The sequence below is a fragment of the Colwellia sp. MB02u-9 genome, from assembly GCF_014077085.1.
Taxonomy (GTDB): Bacteria; Pseudomonadota; Gammaproteobacteria; order Enterobacterales; family Alteromonadaceae; genus Cognaticolwellia.
The window spans coordinates 167,468-187,170 of the sequence record NZ_JACGVF010000069.1 but is presented as its reverse complement, the minus strand read 5'-3'; the positions used below and the strand labels follow the sequence as shown (position 1 = coordinate 187,170).

General features: G+C 37.4%; 16 protein-coding genes. 9 read left to right on the top strand and 7 right to left on the bottom strand.

Going from position 1 to position 19,703, the window contains the following annotated elements; genetic code table 11:
• Positions 1–68 precede the first annotated feature (68 nt).
• The 8 genes from H4J65_RS03420 to H4J65_RS03385 all read left to right on the top strand — a co-directional run bounded on the left by H4J65_RS03420 (position 69) and on the right by H4J65_RS03385 (position 8,883).
• Positions 69–785: a molecular chaperone gene (locus H4J65_RS03420; protein ID WP_182195543.1), complete on the top strand. Its 717-nt coding sequence runs from the start codon at positions 69–71 to the stop codon at positions 783–785.
• Between the two features lie 11 nt (positions 786–796).
• Complete coding sequence (locus tag H4J65_RS03415) at positions 797–1,219, top strand: hypothetical protein (protein ID WP_182195540.1); 423 nt, start codon at positions 797–799, stop codon at positions 1,217–1,219.
• Positions 1,220–1,277: 58 nt separating this feature from the next.
• Complete coding sequence (locus H4J65_RS03410) at positions 1,278–1,739, top strand: hypothetical protein (RefSeq protein WP_182195537.1); 462 nt, start codon at positions 1,278–1,280, stop codon at positions 1,737–1,739.
• A gap of 63 nt (positions 1,740–1,802) precedes the next feature.
• The gene (locus H4J65_RS03405) at positions 1,803–2,189 is read left to right on the top strand and encodes a hypothetical protein (RefSeq protein ID WP_182195534.1); all 387 of its coding nucleotides are present in this window, start codon (positions 1,803–1,805) and stop codon (positions 2,187–2,189) included.
• Between the two features lie 208 nt (positions 2,190–2,397).
• The gene (locus H4J65_RS03400) at positions 2,398–5,037 is read left to right on the top strand and encodes a hypothetical protein (RefSeq protein WP_259367500.1); all 2,640 of its coding nucleotides are present in this window, start codon (positions 2,398–2,400) and stop codon (positions 5,035–5,037) included.
• Positions 5,038–5,480: 443 nt separating this feature from the next.
• Positions 5,481–7,010, top strand: coding sequence for an AMP-binding protein (locus H4J65_RS03395; RefSeq protein WP_182195529.1), 1,530 nt, complete (start codon positions 5,481–5,483; stop codon positions 7,008–7,010).
• Between the two features lie 30 nt (positions 7,011–7,040).
• Positions 7,041–7,946, top strand: coding sequence for a TauD/TfdA family dioxygenase (locus H4J65_RS03390; RefSeq protein ID WP_182195525.1), 906 nt, complete (start codon positions 7,041–7,043; stop codon positions 7,944–7,946).
• Positions 7,947–8,046: 100 nt separating this feature from the next.
• Positions 8,047–8,883: an SDR family oxidoreductase gene (locus H4J65_RS03385; RefSeq protein WP_220465079.1), complete on the top strand. Its 837-nt coding sequence runs from the start codon at positions 8,047–8,049 to the stop codon at positions 8,881–8,883.
• A gap of 295 nt (positions 8,884–9,178) precedes the next feature.
• On the opposite strand, the gene H4J65_RS03380 is transcribed toward H4J65_RS03385, so the two are convergent.
• The 7 genes from H4J65_RS03380 to nhaD all read right to left on the bottom strand — a co-directional run bounded on the left by H4J65_RS03380 (position 9,179) and on the right by nhaD (position 17,686).
• Positions 9,179–9,712, bottom strand: coding sequence for a DUF6436 domain-containing protein (locus H4J65_RS03380; RefSeq protein ID WP_182195522.1), 534 nt, complete (start codon positions 9,710–9,712; stop codon positions 9,179–9,181).
• Positions 9,696–11,162 (bottom strand): methyl-accepting chemotaxis protein, encoded by a 1,467-nt coding sequence (locus H4J65_RS03375; protein ID WP_182135067.1) that lies wholly within the window; start codon positions 11,160–11,162, stop codon positions 9,696–9,698. The genes H4J65_RS03380 and H4J65_RS03375 overlap by 17 nt, the downstream gene beginning before the upstream one ends.
• Before the next feature lie 649 nt (positions 11,163–11,811).
• A complete protein-coding gene (locus H4J65_RS03370; RefSeq protein WP_182195518.1) occupies positions 11,812–12,471 on the bottom strand; it encodes a tetratricopeptide repeat protein in 660 nt (219 codons plus the stop codon).
• Positions 12,472–12,509: 38 nt separating this feature from the next.
• Complete coding sequence (locus tag H4J65_RS03365; protein WP_182195515.1) at positions 12,510–13,328, bottom strand: thermostable hemolysin; 819 nt, start codon at positions 13,326–13,328, stop codon at positions 12,510–12,512.
• Between the two features lie 358 nt (positions 13,329–13,686).
• The gene (locus tag H4J65_RS03360) at positions 13,687–14,544 is read right to left on the bottom strand and encodes an MBL fold metallo-hydrolase (protein WP_182195511.1); all 858 of its coding nucleotides are present in this window, start codon (positions 14,542–14,544) and stop codon (positions 13,687–13,689) included.
• Between the two features lie 247 nt (positions 14,545–14,791).
• Positions 14,792–15,865 carry a DNA polymerase IV gene (gene dinB, locus H4J65_RS03355; protein ID WP_182195508.1) on the bottom strand — a complete coding sequence of 358 codons (1,074 nt, stop codon included), beginning with the start codon at positions 15,863–15,865 and terminating at the stop codon, positions 14,792–14,794.
• 399 nt (positions 15,866–16,264) lie between these two features.
• Complete coding sequence (gene nhaD / locus H4J65_RS03350) at positions 16,265–17,686, bottom strand: sodium:proton antiporter NhaD (protein ID WP_182195490.1); 1,422 nt, start codon at positions 17,684–17,686, stop codon at positions 16,265–16,267.
• A 533-nt stretch (positions 17,687–18,219) separates the two neighbouring features.
• Here nhaD and H4J65_RS03345 point away from each other — a divergent pair.
• Positions 18,220–19,446, top strand: a complete 1,227-nt coding sequence (locus tag H4J65_RS03345; protein WP_220465078.1) for a HupE/UreJ family protein — start codon at positions 18,220–18,222, stop codon at positions 19,444–19,446.
• Positions 19,447–19,703 lie beyond the last annotated feature (257 nt).

Below are 19,703 nucleotides of genomic sequence, written 5' to 3'. Positions count from 1 at the left end.
CATTTTTTTTGCCTGAATTTTGTAAAATTCGTTAAAGATAAAAATGTAGCAGGAATTATTTGATTCATATGAAAAATTACTTACAAGGTGTTATTGCACTATTACTTTGCACTTATTCCATTAGCAGCTTTAGTGCCTTTACGGTCACCCAAACAAGTTTTGGGGTAGATCTGGACCAACCGGTCACGCAAGACACTACCCTGGTCAATCAGAGCAACAAGCCTGTTCGAGTTAGGGTCGACTTTGAAAAACCGCCATGGGCTAAAGCCAAGTATTACTTGGGCGATCAATTGGTCGCTTATCCAAAAATAGTATTGATACCACCTAAAGGTCAGATCCAAGTAAGGATAGCGCCCAGAATAAAAAAAGACTTAGCTGATGGAGAATATGTTGCGCTACTGGTATTTAAAGAGCTGCCACCAAGAAAAAATTCTGGTCAAGTTACCATGTTGATGAACATAGGGATCCCCTACTATGCCAGAAAAGGTGAACTTAAAAGTGCTATGGATTTTGAAAATTTACGGATGGTAAAAGCCGATGAAGGTTATCAATTACAAGGTGAGCTTAAAAATGAGGGGAATTATTCTTATCCTCTTAATATTGCTGTTAAGTTTTACCAAAATAACGCATTGATTAAAGAAGAAAACTTTAAAAAAGGTTTCTATCGCGAGCAGCTGGTTAAGCTCAATCAATCGATAGCGATGAATACAGATACTGATTATGTAGAAATTGTTTTTGCCAATGACAAAATTGATTTTTCTAAAGCATTTAGCTTTGTTCTTTAACTGCGCTAAAAGTGCGTAAATTCGCTGTAATATTATTACTTTTTTCAAGCTGCTTGGCCGCTGAAGAAGGGTCTTTTTATATCAATGGTGAGGCGGTTAAAGAAATATCGCTCTGGCTTGCTGTTACAAGTATTGATTTTGGCGATGTGTACCGTGATAGCGAGGTAGACAGTGTAGTGGTTGATTTTACGGTGAATGCCGAGAGTGGCTATGACTATACCGTCGAAATAAGTAATGACGACAACAGTAATGTTTTACAAGTGTCGCGCACGGCCAACACAGGCTATACAACAAATACCATGACTTATGTAGCAACAGCAAACGGGGCTGACCAAGCCCATGAATTTTATGTAGACCTTAGTACCCGTGATATGAGCAGCGATTTGTCTGCGACAATTACGGTACTGGTGGCCTACAACGACATCCCCGAATAGGCTTTCTTTGATAAAAAGGCAGTTTATTCATCATCAAAGCAATACAAGTGAGATAAAAATGAAAAAATTATTATTAGCAACATCAATACTAGCCATCTCTTCAACAGCAATGGCTGCGAATGATTCTGCGACCTTAGATGGGCAAGTAAGCGATACCTTAAATGTTGTTGCTCATTATGTAACACCCATTTCTGTCACGGTAGATACAGCAACAATCGACTTTGGCGATGTTTACACTGACTCAGTTATTTCAACTGAAGCGGTTATTGCTACCGTCGTGGGTGAAGCGCTAGAAACATTTAGTTATACAGTTACAACTGATGGTGCATTGGCTCTTTTAACTGGTGATACGACCGGTTCAGCAATAGGTTTTGTGGATACAACTACATCGCAAGCTCTTACTTTTAATGTTGGCCTAGATACCGCTAATGTGACAGAGGCTGATGTTAGTGAAATTATTACCATTTCAGTGAATTATGATGCTATCGCTGATACAACGGTGACTAAAGTTACAAGTTAAGCATAAACTTAATCATTATTCAGGCAACTTGATAGTTGCCTTTTTTAACCTGGTTACCAAGCAATGAACAAATTTTTATTTTTATTAGTGTTTATTTTTGCACCTTCGGTTTTTTCACTAGAGATTGTCGGCGTAAAAAATGCCCAATTACAAGACCTCTATCTTTATAACGGCAGCAGGCTGAAGGTTTATCCTGAAGAGGGTGTGCTTATCACCGTTGAAGGCAAAGCCAATAAACAGGTGAAATTGCAGATCAAAACCAATGGGGTCGTGTACCTTACTCCTGGTGTCAGGATTGAAAACCTGCAGCCTAAACAAAAAATCATTACTTTAAATAAATATGGCGAAGGCGAATTTACAATTGGTTTTTCACTGCTGGGAGAAAAAAATATCAGCGGTAAACATAGCAAAAGAATTAAATACCAAGTTGACTATCTTGATGGTGATTAAGTCTTTTAAATTCACTAAAAGCACTGAATATATTGGGCTACCCACACTCCAAGTAACCGTTGTTTAAATCAAAGCACTTTTTTTTAATAACCTATAAGCGACCTTCCTTGCAAAAGTCACTCTACGACGCTAGCGCTTTTAATCTCTTTTTTTTATACCTTTTAGCGCCTGCGCTTTTGCAGTTTACATACGTTTTAGCGGCCTAAAAATGTTGCTTAAATTTCCTGATAGCCTAGTAATGTTTTTTTCGGCCATTCAAAAAGTGCCCACAGGCTTAATCAGTCCAGTTTTCCTCATGCTATACAGCTTGCTTTTTATTCATCCCACTTTCGCCAATACACAGGATGAGTATTTTGACGATATGATCACCCTCAAAGTTGGTCGCTACCTAAAGCAAGAGTTCTACGAGGTCAAAAGTGATTATGATGGCGGCATTTATATTGCAATCAAGGATTTTATAGCCTTTAGTGAATTGCGCGAATATAGCAAATTGTCCATTGAAGGTGAAAACATAAAACTCTTTATGGCAGCTAGTCTCTTTCCAGATAGCAAAGCAAGGTATATAACAAAAAAGCTTACTAATCTAAACACCATCATCATAGATGGCCAGATCTATTTGGACCCTCAGGGGATCAGTGAGCTGCTGCCTATTAAGGCGGTTCAGTGGCGGGCAGAAAGTTACACTTTAGTAATATCACCCGATTTTAGCCTACCCCTAGACTACCGGATTGCGGCACAAAGAAGAAAGCGAGGTATCGAAGAAGAGAAAAACAGTCAGTCTGCCACACCAGAAAAAGACTTCTTTATGCAAGAGGACAGAAAGCTCATCGATTTTGGTATGCTTAAGCTACGCTATGACATTAATGATATAAGTAGCTACTTTAAAAATGGGGCAGAGCAAAACAAGGGAAATGTTGACATTGAGTATAGTGCGCAGCTACTTTATGGTGATTTTAATATCAGGCATAGCCTTTATCCCAATAAAAACCTCGCTAATATTAGCCTAAAATATCCTTATATTTTACAGGATAAAACGCTCATTATTGGAGACAATTATATCCGTGGCAATAACCTGCTAGGCTACAACAGCAACATTCGTGGCTTATCCATTAGTGACAACGATTATACCGTGACGCGTTCCGGACAAAACGTCACTATTAGAGGGAGAGCAGCCGCCAACGCTATGGTTGAAATTTATCAAAATGGTAAGGTCGCTGACTATCAGCGTATCGAGGGAGTCGAGTATGAGTTTACCCTAGAAATGAGAAGTCAAAACGATGCCTTTACAATAAAGATATTCGACCGAAATGGTGTCTTACTAACAGAAGAAATTGTCAATGTAATGCAGGGTAATGACTTTTTAAGCGCGGGAGAGTGGGACTACAACTTTTTCTATGGGCAAAATCCACAAGCAGAAAATAAGGCTTGGGATGATCGAACCTATGGGATTGCCTACGGTGTAAGCAATAATCTCAGTTATTACTTTGACTATTATAATACCCGCAATGAAGACACGCTTTATCAATATGCTAAGCATAAACTAGCATACCGTTTTTCAACTTTATTTGTCCCCTTAGTGGCTAACCTTTCTTATTATGACTCTCTTACAGAACGAAGTCAGGGCTATATTGGCGAATTGAGCAGTGAAATTTTTTCCCATAAATTATTCTACAGCTATGAGCGTTTTAGTCACCTATTGGCGCAAGATGAAAACAAAGACCGCTATCAACAAGTTGAGATTAGTGGCAATTATGGCCGAAGTGATTATTTTTTTAGGTTTTCAAATAAAAAATATCAAGACCATACCGAAAATATATATAACACCGGCGTAAGTTATGATGTTAACAAAGTACTGCGCATTAAAGCAGACCTTGGCAAAACGGTACAAAAACAGAGCGAGCAACAGCATAACCACACAGTCAAAATAGATGTTGATTATAATGAGGGAGATTTTACCTATAATCTCAATGCCAACTATAACCAGCGCCGTGAGGCTAAATGGCAATATATCGCTAGGCTAAGAAAAAGACTACATCAGCAGACAAACTTTGCCTATAGTGTTGAGGTAAATTATAACAAAAGTGATCATTTTACCCTCGGTATAACTTTTGAATATAAATTTAACGATTTTTTCAAGATAGACGCGGATTACGATAGTAAAAGAGCTCAGCCGCACAAGGTCAGAGCGAGTTATGAAACCGTGATCAATATGAAAAAACCCTTTCTAACCAATCACGCCAAATATCCAGATAATGGTTATCTCGAAGGAAGAATTTTTGTTGATAAAAATGCCAATGGGGAAAAAGATATCGATGAAGAACCTGTTGTGGGTGTCGGTGTTGCTATAGGTAAAAATAAGGTAAAAACCGACCGCGCGGGTAGTTTTTATCTCAGCAACATATCACCTTATCGCAGTAACAAGCTGCATTATGATTATTCTGGTATTATGGTTGATCCAACACTAAGAGCGAATAGTGCTGAAGTTATCGAGCTGATCCCCGCATCTGGTAAAAAACTATCTGTCGGACTTGTCCCCTTATCCTTGGTTATGGGATCTATTTATTTACCAGAAATAGCCGATAGCATAAGTAAAAAGTTTTTTAGTTATGTTGAGATAGTTGTGGAAAAAAATGGTAATTACTATAGTAGCGTAAGCCCTGAGTATGACGGTTTTTTTGTTTTACAGGACTTAAAGCCAGGAAAATATAACCTAAGAATAAATTACTTAGGCAGTGAAAAAATTACGCTTGCTAAAGATGTTCTGAGCATTAACGTGCTGCCTGGAGATACCGGAGATTTCTATGAAGGAATTGATTTTAAGGTCACAGCAATTGAAGCTAAAAAATAGACACACCCCTAAGCCTAGAGCAAACAAGGCCAATCTGAAAAGCTCATTTAAATCAATGCTATACCTGATTATATATTTAATTATTGCTTTTAAATAGACCTGATATAAGGCAAATATTAGCACTGGACAACCTAGTACTAAAACGTTAAATATTCACCACTATACACAAGATAAAATCAATAGTACTGCTGCATATGAGTTAACTGAATAACGCGCTTAGCCAGCAAACGCCCATCACAGAAATAGATACTTAACAGCCCCTTTTGCAATGGTTTGACTTACCTGCGAAGCCAATAGCTACCAGTGCATCAAGTAAACAAAACCCAAGGCATAATTTTACTCTTTATGTTGAGAAATTTATCTCACGCTTAAGACTGCGTTAAGATTTGTCATAGATACTTGTTTTAATCAAATCCTAATGGGTTCATTAAAAAGGAAGTATCATGGAAAAGCTGTTTCAAGTATTACGCTCGCGCGCTGATTTATTTCCTCATCAAGCTGCTTTAATTACCGATGCGGGTGATCATCAAGACCTCATTTCTAATCAGCAATTATGGCAAAAAATAGCGAGTGTAGCCGCGGTTTTTACCCAAGAAAAAGTGCAGTGCATTGGGCTGTATATGGATAACTGCTCAGAGTGGATTATATGTGATTTGGCTGCCGCTAGCTTAGGCGTGACCTTAGTACCCATTCCACTATTTTTTACGCCAGCACAAGTTGGACATTTAGCGAAAAGCGCACAACTAGACGCCATTATAACCAAGCAAGCTTTAACGCTGGCGCTTAACACTAACGAGCACTTACATTTTGCTGTTGCGAATAACGCCGCACCTAAGCTTTTACCACTTACTGACACCCTGCTATTGCCTCTATCGGGCGATTACCGCTTTGATCGTGAAATTAATGCGATTAACGATATCGATGCCGTGACTAAAATTACTTATACCTCAGGCTCTACCGGAGAGCCTAAAGGGGTTTGTTTATCCAGTGCAAACATTGCGGCGGTGTGTGAAGGCATTGAAGCTTCAATGGTTAAAATGCCGATATCAGATCATTTATGCGTTATGCCGTTAGCGACATTATTAGAAAATATTGCCGGGGTATATATTTGCTTACTTCGAGGTGGAGCGGTAATAACCGCGCCATTAGCCACGCTAGGTTTTGTGTCTAATGTTGAATTCGATATTGAAAAACTAGTTAATAAAATTGCTTTACATCAGGTTGGCAGCGTTATTTTATTACCGCAAATATTAAAATATTTAGTGCATGCAGCAAATAAAGACGTTTTAGATCAATGCGCCAGCTTACAGTTTATCGCGCTAGGCGGAGGCAAAACATCGCCACTTATTTTGCAACAAGCGATAGCTCTTGGACTACCTGTTTATGAAGGCTATGGTTTATCAGAATGTTGTTCGGTGGTCAGTCTTAATTTACCCCAACAAAATAAAATAGGCAGTGTTGGTAAGGCACTACCTCATGTGCAGGTCAGTATTGCTGCAGATGGCGAGATCATTATTGATGGTCAGGCAATGCTAGGGTATTTAGGTGAGTTAAAGCCAGTACCTGAACAAATTCATACCGGTGATTTAGGCTATATCGATGCTGATGGCTTCATCTATGTGTCAGGCAGAAAAAAGAACACTATTGTCAGTAGTTTTGGCCGTAATATTTCTCCTGAATGGGTTGAAGCTAGCTTAACGTCGTCATCGACTATTGCGCAAGTAGCGGTTTTTGGCGAAGCTCGTCCTGCTTTGTCAGCGGTAGTGGTTGCCAGTAATAAAAATCCGCTTGCGATACAAAACGCTATTGATGAGTGTAATAAAAGCTTACCCGATTATGCGCAAATTCATCATTGGTTAATAGCTGATGCTCCTTTTAGTACTCAGTCCAATACGCTTACCAGTAACGGACGTATAAAAAGAAAAAATATTGCATTGCTCTATGAAGACAAACTTGCTGCACTTTATTCATAATTTAACCCTATTTATTATCAGGAGATCACTATGACAAACATTATTTTGGCTACCACAAACACAGCGTTAAATGAACTTGAAGTGGTTAACCAAGCCAAACAAAAATTAAATAATAACGGCTGGGTATTACTGCGTGGATTTGATGCTAGCTTGCCAAAATTTAGTGAATTATTAAAACAGTTTTGTCATGAGCTAACCTTTGATCCTGCACGTGAATTTGCTGATAAATCTAGCCAAAAAGTTAATGCGGGTATAGACGCAGTGGGTTTACATATAGAAAATGGTAATACGCCCTTTCCACCTAACTTGGTGGCTTTTTATAGTGAAAAAAGCGCTAAACAGGGTTCTCAAACGACCTTGTGCGACGGTGCTGAACTTTATCAAAATATGTCAGCACAGTTACAACAAGCATGGCAACAAACAGTGACTGTTTCACGACGTTTACCTTCCCACCTTTGGCGCCAGTATGTGGTTAATCAACACCCAGAAGTTAACGGTTTAGCTGAGGTAACTGAAAAACATTTAGCTGATTTTATAGCGATTAATCAACATCAAAGAGGGAAAATAAACCCTGATGATAGTTTAGATTACGCATTAGATATTCAGCCTTGTTTACCCATTAAGGGCCTTGCTAATCAAGAAGCGGAGAAAGGAACGTTCACAGAAGAAAGCCAAACTGAGCAATTCGCCTTTGCCAACGCACTGTTAGGTCCGTCTTTTAATTATGAAAAACCCAATTATAGCTTTGCTAATGGTCAGCCAGTGAGTGAAGCATTAATGAAACAAACCGCTGAGCTTGCTGAAAAATATACTCAAGAAATTCAGTGGCAAGATGGCGATATAGTCATTATTAACAATAAACGCGTATTGCATGGTCGCAGAGCTATTACTGGCAACTTAAGCGACAGAGCACTTTTTATTGGCATGGGTTACTAAGCCTTAATTTTTTACAAAGTACTTTAAATAATACTGTAAATAATACCTTAAACAATATTTTTACCGAATGCTATAAATCACATGACCAGAGGCTCTGCAAATGACCAATAAATTCAGCAACACCATGACCAATAATAATATTTTACTTACTGGCGCAACCGGGGGCATTGGGCAAGCGTTTAGCCAACTATTGTTTAGCTCTGGCGCTAACTTGGTTTTAGTCGGTCGAAATCAAGCGAAACTGACGCAATTAAAAGCCGAATTATTGGCTTCCAATCCAGAGGCCAAAAACTCAGTGGTTAGCTTTGTGGTAGACATTTTACAGCCAGCACAACGCGCTCACTTAATTGCACAATTAGCCTTATTGCCGTTTGAAGTTAATGTATTGATCAACAATGCCGGAGTGAGTCAATTTAAGTTATTTGAACAAGCTAGCGAAAGTGAAATAAGTCATATTATGACGACTAACACTATCGCCCCCATGCAATTAACCCAAGCGTTATTGCCCTTACTTAAACAGTGCGACAAGGCACAAATAATCAATATTGGCTCTACTTATGGCAGTATAGGTTTTCCTGGCTATACGGCTTATTGTGCTAGTAAATTTGCTTTAAGAGGCTTTAGCCAAACCTTATCAAGAGAACTAGCCGATAGTAATATTCGAGTTAAATACCTTGCACCACGCGCCACTCAAACGAGTTTAAATAGTAGTGAGGTAGAGAAATTAAATTCTGAACTGAATAGCGCTGTGGATTCAGCCGAAACTGTGGCTAAAGCATTACTCACCTTGATCATGCAATCAAGTGAAGAGCGCTACATAGGTTGGCCAGAAAAGCTTTTTGTTCGCATCAACCAATTATTTCCCTCACTTGTTAGTCAATCAATTATAAAACAATTACCTATTATAAAAAAATATGCCAATAGTAGTTCAGGGTGATTTTTTCTCTAACTTTACCCTTAATGTAGCAGTCGAATAAAGTGGGAACCCTCTACCTAAAGATGGAAACACTAAATAGGAAAAATCAACTAAAATTGGCAGCTGACCCTGCTATACGTTAAGCGCAAGCTAGCTATCGGTCACTATTTATGACAACTGATCGCTAACTGATGCCACTTTCGTGATATTAGCATTTGAAAATTTATACTGATGAAATTTGTATGTTTTGATCTACAGCGGACATGGTTGAACACCGCAAAATAGATGATATAACTTTCTTTCAATAATATTTTGTTTATACATTGCAATAACACCCTTTAGTTTGAGCAAGTATTAATTTGGCGTTATAACCTTTTTTATAATTATCTAACACTATTTTTATCAAACTATTGGAGGACGAACAATCAAGACCTTCAGAATATGGCCCAAAATAGATTAATTTTCCTTTTGCATCAATAATTAATGCCGACGGTGTGGATGGAATTATATGACTTATACTGTTAGATATAGATAAATTTAATACATTAAAACCATCTTGCTCAGCTTGGGTACTTATTAAAAGTTTATGCTCTTCACTATTAGCAGCGCAACGACAGTTTGAATCACTAAAATGAATTATCGTATTGGACAATGTTTTATCTTTTAAAACTGCTGAGTTCACCAACGCCGTCATAATATCATTACCATCCATTCCTTTTAATTTGCCATCTGGATCAAACATAACTAATCGGGCACTAATAAAGTATATTGCCGCGATAATAGTACCGATGATCCAAACAGCAAACAGAATGTAATGGAAGTAATTGGCTTGCTTATTTAAAACTTTCAATATTTTTTTCTAATGACATAATCGAAACGTTCATGTTTTCAGTTTCATTTGACAACGATTGTATGTTTTTTAAATCATCTTGGCTTGAAACCCTCATGTTTTCTGTACTTTCAGCAATACTATCCGTTGTGGTTGATTGTTCTTCGACTGCGGCGGCAACCGATATTGCAATGTCACTTGCTTGAGCAACTAACGTTAAAGCTTGATCCATATTACTACTGGCTAAATCAGAGGTTTTAATGACATCCTCAACAATTTTTATAGAATTTTTCATTGCTTCAGTGGATGTTTTAGAATAGTTATTTAACTCTAACGTTGTTTTACTAATTTTATCAGTACTTTCTTTCGTTCTATTGGCTAATGCCCTCACTTCATCTGCAACCACTGCGAAACCTCGACCTTGTTCACCCGCTCTAGCCGCTTCAATAGCCGCATTTAATGCTAATAAATTAGTTTGATCGGCAATGCTTGTAATCTCAGATAGTACCGTTGTAATCATTTCACTAGACTTTGTAAGCTCTTCTATTTCACTTCTCGTTTGAAATAATGCCTTCGTTAATGTTTTATTCATACTGTTAATATCTGAAATGTTTGAACCTGTAGCTTGTGTCAGTGTATTTGCTTCTGACATTTGCTGGCTTAACATTGAAGTATCTTGGGCAATAGACGACACGGTAACCGCCATTTCTTCAATAGCTGAAGCTATTACGTCTGTTTCATCTTGTCTTATATTTGATGATCTTACGAGTGTGGCTTGTACTAAGGTTAAGTTTGTAGAGTTGTTCACTAAGTCTTGAGCTTGTTTTTTTACATCTACGATCACATTATTAAGTAAAGATAATAATTGATTAAAACCCTGTAAAATCACATTATCATTTGATGTAGAGCGAATGGTTAAATCTATTGAATTCTTATTTTCAGTGAGTTGTTGGGTAATTATTGATAACTCTTGACCCACAACACTGTCGTCATACAACATTTTTGCAATATACCCGGCAATAATTGCTTCAACAAGAGCATAAGCGGCATGAATGACTACAGTGGAAAATAGTAATCTATCATTATCAAAAATATAAACGCCAACGTTATTTAATTGTAGAAAATAAAAAGATACATGGTGAACTGCAATCGTTAATAAAGCAGATATAAATACTTTCCAATCACTAAAGATAATTAAAAAAGCCATCAAAATGAATATTTCAAAATGGACTTCAATTAGGCCATTCATTTGATGAATATGTAAGGATGCAAAAATTATCACAGCTATTGCCGTAGCATGTTTAGTTAACTCACTATTGATTGCATTTTTAATCAAAAAGATAGGAACTAAAGCGGCAGGTAGGCCAATAATAAATGTTTCCCAAAATGTATTATATACAAAAGCCATAACTACTGATTCTAAAAATAGAATGATAAAAAGGGTTGTAAATAAATTTCCGTGCTTATTCATATGTATCCTAAAGGCTTTATCTATATTATTTTGGATGATAAAGGATAGTATTAACTTAAGATATAGCTACCTTTATTAATAAGTCATAGATTTAAATGATGTTATTCAAAATATTGGTCACAATGCGGTGTTTGTATATCCTAAATTTTGCGCCCATAGATTGGATGCTAAGAGAGGTAGATAAGGGAGGTAGATAAGAGAGGGGTATTTGCTTTTTATGATTATTAAATGAGTCTCAAAACAAATTAAATAACGTCAGGTAAATGCAAATTTTTGAAGTTAGCTGTCGACCTAATAAGGTCAACTAACGGGTGAACAGTTGACCTTAACAAACACTCGAAATTTCAAACTTGTACTTCCGCAAAGCGCACAAAGTGATCGTTAATAATTCAAAAGTGTATTGGCGGTAAAGCAGACCATTATATGCTTAACGGCATAAGTAGGCTTACATTGAAAAAATGTTGCTAGCTTTATTTGGCTTCTACACTTAATACAAATTATCATTTCGCGATACGTCAAAGGTATATTGACTAATACGATGCTGAGGAGTCGCCATAGCATCAGCGCCTATTACTTATTTTGCAGACAAAAAAGCTTGAAACCATGTCTTTCAAGCTTTTAAAATCATGCTTAGCGATTAATTTTAATTTTAATTTTTCGCTATACTTTTATTCACTTTGGCAAGTAAAACTAAAACCTCTTGCTGTCTAAATTTATCAGCACTGGCTCGGTTAATTCGCTGTGGAGCCGCTTGTGCTAATAATAGGTGCTCTTTTGCTTTTTCATACTGGTCTTGTTCAAGATAAAATTCAGCTAAGAAGTAGTTAATATCAATCCCCGTAGGATTCATTTTTACAGCGGCTTTAAGATGTTGTTCAGATTTGTCATCATCACCAAAACTCAGTGGCCAGCCAGGCACTTTAAGGTAAAGAATACCTAAACTGGTGTGCGCAGAGCCTTGTAAGGCGGTTTCATCCAGAGATAAAGCTTTTTCAAAAGCACTTTTAGCATCATCGGCTAAAGAAAGTGCTCCCAAGCCACCTTTTGCCCCCGCAAAACTAGATTGTACAATACCATGCCAAATCCAAGCTTCGGCATGGTCTGGGAATTCAACCGTTAGTTTTTTTGATGCTTGCTGTAACTCGGTAAAATCGTTTTTTTGTTCCTTTTGAGTTTTAACATAATTAGCTTCTACCCACTGTTGCTGAATGGCGAGTAGTGCGTCATCAAAATTAAGCTTACTGATATTATTCGCGTATACGTTGCTTACAAGGCAACAAAGGAGTGTTAATAATGTGAATTTTTTCATGGTAATACCTTTTATTAATCATATAAATTAAAAGTTGTTTAACCTAGTTGCTGACATGTTTGGGCAATTTGTTTATCAAGTGATTTAAACATTGCTTGATACATCGGCAGTCGGTCTATCAAAGCAATAACATCGGATAACGACACCGCAATAACCTTTGGATTAGTGGCATAATAACTGCCCCAATCATCAGTCGATGTTTGAATTTTATTCTGGTAAGCATCACCAAGGTGAGTGCAATGTACACCTGATTTAACCATTAAATTAACCACCTTTTCTGTACCTGAAAACACCATATATTTATAGTTTAGATAAAACAAAGAAACGGCTGTGATCATAAATAACGGCAGAGTGAACCTTTGATTATTACTAAAAAGATGGCCTATTTCGACAATATCTTTTCTGTCGATATTATTTTTTGCAAACACAGCTTGTTGCTCAATGGCACCGGAAAGGTATTGCTCAATAAATAAATCGTCTTGACCACTACGAATGCCTAAAGCCGCTTTATAAGTACCATTACACAGAGCTAACAAATGAGGCATAGTCACTGAAACTTTCGCCTGATAACTCTTGAGAAAACCTTGTTTGATAAATTGCTCAATCTCGCTTCTTTGCTTACTGCCCAAGGCCGCAACTTGAATATCAAAATTAAACTTTTGCTTAACAAGTGAATTGTTACTTGTTGAGTGGGCACTTGGTGAATTGGTACTTAGTGAGTTAGTACTTGGTGAGAATGGGGTTGGCGTAGTCTTATTTGACAACAGCTCAGGCGATGTCAAATTAACTGAATAATCTTGATATTTTTCAGTTGAAGTTATCTCGTGTACTTGATGGCTTGAAATTGTGTTTAACATTATAACTATCTCCTGAAAAGTTTATAATGTCATTCTATTACTCAAATCTTAAAGCAAGCTTAAGTAAGCTAAAATTATGTTAATAAATCATCTTATTTTTCACTTTAATGTTTAAGTAACTTAAGCACAAACGTTAAGTTCGATAAGGCGTTAGTGATGCAAAGATTATGATCATTGAGTAATGGCCATCCCCCCCCCAAAGATACCTTACAACCTGTAAATTCTACGCATAAAAAAAGGGCTATTAAAAAGCCCTTATAGGTAAATTATCTCTAGTCGGTTAGCTGAGTTCAGTTTTGTTGGACTTTTTATTCACACAGCCAAGAATTATAACTCACCTATGACTTTGACTCAGCATCTATGACTTTAAGTCAGCAACCAAGGTTTTCAGCCACTTCTCTTCAGAAATAAATTCCCAAGACAAATGCTGATATTCTTCACCCATACCTTCGTTAAGTATTTGCTGTTCAGATTTTCCGGCAGCAAGTGCCGCAGACACTTTATTAATACTAAACTCCATCATTGTCGCAAAGGCTAGCATATGGCTCTTGTCGGTTAACTTGCCATGGCCTGGAATGATCACCACATCGTCAGGTGTGTTTTTAAGCATGTACTTAACATTGGCTAAATAGCCTTTAACACTACCACCACTTTCTAAATCGATATAAGGAAAACCAATTTCAAAAAATAAGTCACCGGTATGTAATACGTTCGCTTTTTTAAAGTAAACATAGGTATCGCCGTCAGTATGGCCGCTCGGTAAATGTGTTAGCTGAATTTCTTCGTTAGCTAAATAAATAGTAATACCATCTTTGTAGGTTACCACCGGCAAACTTTCTACTTCATGGTCGGCTTTGCTGCTCAACCGGCTGCGAACATTCTCATGGGCAAAAATTGGCGCTTTATGTGAAAAAAACTGATTACTGCCAGTATGGTCGCCGTGATAATGCGTATTGATGATATATTTAAGTGCTTTATTCTCAATACCTTTCATTGCTGCTTCAATTTTTTCAGCTAATGGGGCAAATTTATCATCAACTAATAGCAAACCTTGTTCTGTGGCTAACACGCCAATATTACCACCTGGACCTTGCAACATATAAACACCGCCTGCAGCGGGTTGCACAGTTATATCGGCATCAGCCATTTCTTGCGCATGCAATGAAACACTCAATAATGTACTCACGACTGCACTGACTAAAAGTTTTTTTAACATGATTTTCCGCCATTTTTAATATGATTAAGACTTGAGAATTCAAAGCATAGGTTAAATCCTATTAATAGCTCTAAACTTCTGTCATTTAATTGTTGTTGGTATGGGTATTAGTTGATATGTATTGTTTTACTCTATTTGACCGTACTTAGATCACTTTGCCCTTGCATTATACTTTTTAAAGGCAATAAAAATTTGACACTAAATTAACAAAAATACAACACAAGACTAAAATAAGGCTAAAATAAGGCTAAAATAAGGCTAGCTGACTTTGCTTATCATGACTGTGTTGCTCAGTAAAACCCAATGACAAGCCTATCAAACGCACTTTTCGATTATTAGCTCGGGTCATAGCTTTTTGTAATAATTCAATAAAAACAGCTTCAAGACAAGCTTTTGATTTTATATCAACCGTTGTTTGCTGAAAGTCGGCAAATTTAATTTTTACCGTTTGTTTGCTAATTTCACGATCAGCATACTTGGCTAAGCGCAGTTGTAGTTGACTAAATAAACTTATTAATATCGCCTGACATTGTTCAATGGAGTCAATATCGTCTGCCAGAGTAGTTTCAATTGCCAGTGATTTTCTCACCCGTGAGGTTTCAAGTGCTCTGTCATCTATACCAAAGCTACGTTGGTATATAACGTTAGCGAATTTACCGACTATAGTGTGTAGTTTTGCTACCGAACTCGCTCTTACATCGGCGCAGCTTTCAAAGCCAAAAGCTTTTAGCTTTTCACTGGTTTTTGGCCCAATGCCTGGGATTTTTTTCAGCGCTAAATTAGCCACAAAAGCACTGACATTTTCTGGCGTAACCACACATTGGCCATTGGGCTTATTTTCATCGCTCGCAATTTTAGCTAGAAACTTATTGGGCGCAATACCAGCCGACGCGGTGAGATTAAGCTCGTTATAAATATCACGGCGTATTTGTTTGGCAATTAAGGTAGCGCTACCATAAAACAACGGCGAATCAGTCACATCAAGATAGGCTTCATCTAACGATAAAGGTTCAATTAAATCAGTATAGCGGTGTAATATGGCGCTAATTTGTTGCGATACTTGCTGATAAACTGACATACGGCCATTAACAATAATCAGTTCAGGGCAAAGGGCTTTCGCCCTTGCGTTTGGCATAGCAGAGCGCACACCAAACTCTCTCGCCTTATAGTTACAAGTACACAACACACTACGCGGCCCATTGCCACCAACAGCAATAGGCACATGACGCCACTGGGGATTATCACGCATTTCAACCGCGGCATAAAAGCAGTCCATATCGATATGAATTATCTTTTTTTGCGGTGGCTTATCTTTAAACATTTACCATGCCATATAAATAAATTAATGTGAGATATAACAATACAGACCATGGCTGTATATAAACACAGTTACTTTACCATTTATTAAGCTAGCGTCAATATAGTAAAATCAAACAATGAAGAAATGGCTTAAGTTATCAATATAGATCATTATAAGATGTTGAATGCTAGTGGGCGTAGGCCGTAGTGCAAAGCATCAATTTTCCTCAAAGAATTGTTAAAATGAAGACTGAGTTAAAGAGTGATTAAATAGAGCCAAGCCCCTTTTCTGGTTACTCATTGAAGTGATTAGTTACTATATTAAGCGGCAACCTAGCTAAGGTTAACTACGCTTTAGGCGTAGTAACAATAGCTAGTTCGACACAATATGTTTTTCAGTTAAGCTAAACTGAAAAACATATTAACCATTAATCAGAAAGTGTACGCCAATACTTGCCGCGTAACCTAAGGCAATAGCCCAACTCCACTTTAAGTGACCCATAAAAGAATACATACCTTTGGTTTGCCCCATTAACGCCACACCTGCCGCTGAGCCAATTGACAACAAACTGCCGCCAACCCCTGCGGTCATGGTAACTAATAACCACTGTTGAAGATCCATCACTGGATTCATACTTAACACCGCAAAAACTACCGGAATGTTATCAACAATGGCTGATAATACACCTACGGCAATATTGGCATAAGTTGGGCTCCAGTTACTGTACAAGGCCTCTGAAACTAAACTTAAATAGCCCATAAAGCCTAAACCACCCACACACATAACAACGCCGTAAAAGAACAGTAAGGTGTCCCACTCTGCCCGTGCTATTTTGTCAAAAATATCAAAAGGTATAATATTGCCAAGCTTTTTCAATGCTTCTGCATCGTTTTCAGCTTCGGCTTTATTACGTTTTTTATCTAAAGAGCGTGGTAGGCTCATACGTAAATAAAAACCAAAGAACTTTAAGTAACCTAATCCCATCATCATACCTAACACGGGTGGCATATTAACCACACTATGACATAACACGGCTGTTGCAATGGTCAGCACAAAAAGTGCGACAATTCTTTTTGCGCCTCGCTTTATTTGGAAAGCTTCACTGACGACTGGCGTCGACTTTTCATTGGAAATGAAAAAGCTCATGATGATGGCGGGTACTAAAAAATTGACCACTGAGGGAATAAACAAAACAATAAATTGTTCAAACTTAACCAACCCTGACTGCCAAATCATTAAAGTAGTAATGTCGCCAAACGGACTAAATACACCACCCGCATTAGCCGCAACAACAATATTAATGCAGGCTATATTGATAAACTTTTTATCCTTCGACGCCACTTTTAATATAATGGCACACATCAACATGGCGGTAGTTAAGTTGTTAGCAAATGAAGAGATAGCGAAAGCTAAAATACCCGTCACCCAGAACAACGATCTAAGGCTCAAGCCCTTAGAAACCATCCATAAACGCAAGCCATCGAAAATACCTCTTTCTTCCATCGCGTTAATGTAGGTCATGGCCACAAGAAGAAATAATAATAACTGCGCATATTCAAGTAAGTTATGATTAAAGGCTTCCTCTGCCTCTAAGGGCACTCCATTCTGGGTGTATACCCAGCCAATAATTAACCAAATAACACCAGCGGCAACAAGCACAGGTTTTGATTTTCTTAAGTGGATAACGTCTTCGCCAATAACCAGTAGGTAGGCGATTGAGAATAAGATAAGGGCAGTGAAACCAAATATCGAGTTGGTTAAATCAATACTGCCGTGACCTGAGGCCCAAGCAGTCGCAGAAATACATGAAAGTAACAGAATTAATAATATTTTTTTAAACATAAGTACCTAATGAACTCAATATTGTTCTGGTTATTAGCGTTGACCAATGACTAAAATGGCTGTTTTATTGGCTTATACTATTTTCAAACTTAACTCGGCTGTTTATTGGCTTTTTAAGGTATCAATTTGATCTTATTAAGCGAATAAATTAGCGCTGATAAGTAACGAATAAGGCCCTCTGCTTTGCTAAATCATTTAAATTTTAGCAAAGCAGAAGTGTTGCCCACAATATTATAATCTGCGATATAACATTTTGGCTTATATTATTTTTAAAGTTTTTGCTCTAAATCATAATATATCGCAAAGTTTTGTCACTTTCCATCGGCATGATAAACAATAAGCTTTAGGTTTAGCTTTAGCGTTTATGTTTGTCCATTAATAAGCGCTAGTTAGCAGTAAAGAAGAGGTAAATCGTGATATATAAATGTAGAAGTATCCTCTTCATTTTAAAATCACTGTTAATTTTATAAAAGATGCGATAGCTTAGCGCTATTTTTTTCTCACTATTTTTTCTCACCATAAAGGTTTTTATTTTGCATACGCGAGCACTTTCTCCGCTATATATTTTTATTATTTTATTTACCACAGCACTTTTTTCATGCGCTAGCTTTGCCCATAGTGATGATATTAATAAGGCGACTTTATCGTTAGATAACAGTGAACATTATCAACTTGTTGTTACGGTAGACTTGCTACATTTACTAAAAAAACATCTAGACATCTCAGGTGATGACACTAAGGTGATTGATGTACTCAATCAGCACTCGTTTGTAGAACAAAAAAAGCTACTCGAACACCTACAAGTTATTTTGAGCCAGCAAACTAGTCTGCATTTTACTTATATAAATGCGCATAAAAATATTGAAGGGAGCATTGACGCGAATATAGACGGGAACATAGAACAAAACCTAAAGCACAATATTGCGCCCTTTAAAGGCTTACAATTACAGCATTTAAAGCGAATATTATCTCAACAAGCCGGCTCAGCAGAATATAAAGCACAATTAAACGTAACCGGAGATATTCCACAAGGGGTGGATGAAGTTGCCGTGCGATTTTCGCCATTATTGGGTGATATTGTACTGAAAGTGATTCGACCACAGCAAGAAATCATCCGTTCAGCAACCCTAAGTAACCGTTATAAAATTAGTTTAGCCAACGCCAACTTAGCGGGAAGTAACGCCATAGTGCCTACAAGAATAAAACTTGCCGCTGATTATATTTATCAGGGTTTTGTTCATATACTGCCACTGGGCTTAGATCATATTCTTTTTGTTTTAGCCCTTTTACTTTTTGCTAAACGTCGCTCAACTTTACTATGGCAAATCTCTGCATTTACCCTAGCGCATACCATTACCCTTGCCTTAGGTATTTACGGTGTTGTAGCCTTGTCCAGCGCAATTGTAGAGCCACTCATTGCCTTATCTATTGTCTATGTAGGCGTTGAAAATATTTACCGAGCACAAACAAATACCACTAGTTATGCACGTATGCCGATAATATTTGCCTTCGGTTTGTTACATGGTTTAGGTTTTGCTTCGGTATTAGGCGATCTGGGATTAGCGCAGAGTCAATATGCCTTGAGTTTGATCTCATTTAACATTGGCGTTGAACTAGGACAACTGACGGTTATTGCCCTCGCTTTTATGTGTTTATATCCCTTGAGGAGTAAAGTTTGGTATCAAAAAAGGTTAGTACTGTCGCTTAATGTTGCGATTGCTATTATCGCTATCTATTGGCTAATTGAACGACTTATTTAAGCGTTTTAGTTAAGTTATTAGCATGGTAAATGGCAGTAAAGTAGTTAACTAAGCATCGCGTTCTTTGACATCGAGCTATAAAGGTCTGCTAATGCCAAAGAAACTTCGATGGCTAAAAGCATCAATGGCTCAATGGCTCAAGTTATATTGCTCAACCTAAACAGAAAAAGGTGAGCTAAGCTCACCTTTGTTTAAAAATTATCTGATGTAAACTGCAGGTTTTGATAACACAGTGCCATAAAATTTTATTTACGCCA

Coding starts and splice junctions, on each gene's coding strand:
- H4J65_RS03385 (WP_220465079.1), top strand. CDS start 8,047: ATGACCAATAAATTCAGCAACACCATGACCAATAATAATATTTTACTT.
- dinB (WP_182195508.1), bottom strand. CDS start 15,865: ATGTTTAAAGATAAGCCACCGCAAAAAAAGATAATTCATATCGATATG.
- H4J65_RS03400 (WP_259367500.1), top strand. CDS start 2,398: ATGTTGCTTAAATTTCCTGATAGCCTAGTAATGTTTTTTTCGGCCATT.
- H4J65_RS03370 (WP_182195518.1), bottom strand. CDS start 12,471: ATGAAAAAATTCACATTATTAACACTCCTTTGTTGCCTTGTAAGCAAC.
- H4J65_RS03375 (WP_182135067.1), bottom strand. CDS start 11,162: ATGAATAAGCACGGAAATTTATTTACAACCCTTTTTATCATTCTATTT.
- H4J65_RS03390 (WP_182195525.1), top strand. CDS start 7,041: ATGACAAACATTATTTTGGCTACCACAAACACAGCGTTAAATGAACTT.
- H4J65_RS03405 (WP_182195534.1), top strand. CDS start 1,803: ATGAACAAATTTTTATTTTTATTAGTGTTTATTTTTGCACCTTCGGTT.
- nhaD (WP_182195490.1), bottom strand. CDS start 17,686: ATGTTTAAAAAAATATTATTAATTCTGTTACTTTCATGTATTTCTGCG.
- H4J65_RS03365 (WP_182195515.1), bottom strand. CDS start 13,328: ATGTTAAACACAATTTCAAGCCATCAAGTACACGAGATAACTTCAACT.
- H4J65_RS03395 (WP_182195529.1), top strand. CDS start 5,481: ATGGAAAAGCTGTTTCAAGTATTACGCTCGCGCGCTGATTTATTTCCT.
- H4J65_RS03360 (WP_182195511.1), bottom strand. CDS start 14,544: ATGTTAAAAAAACTTTTAGTCAGTGCAGTCGTGAGTACATTATTGAGT.
- H4J65_RS03410 (WP_182195537.1), top strand. CDS start 1,278: ATGAAAAAATTATTATTAGCAACATCAATACTAGCCATCTCTTCAACA.
- H4J65_RS03420 (WP_182195543.1), top strand. CDS start 69: ATGAAAAATTACTTACAAGGTGTTATTGCACTATTACTTTGCACTTAT.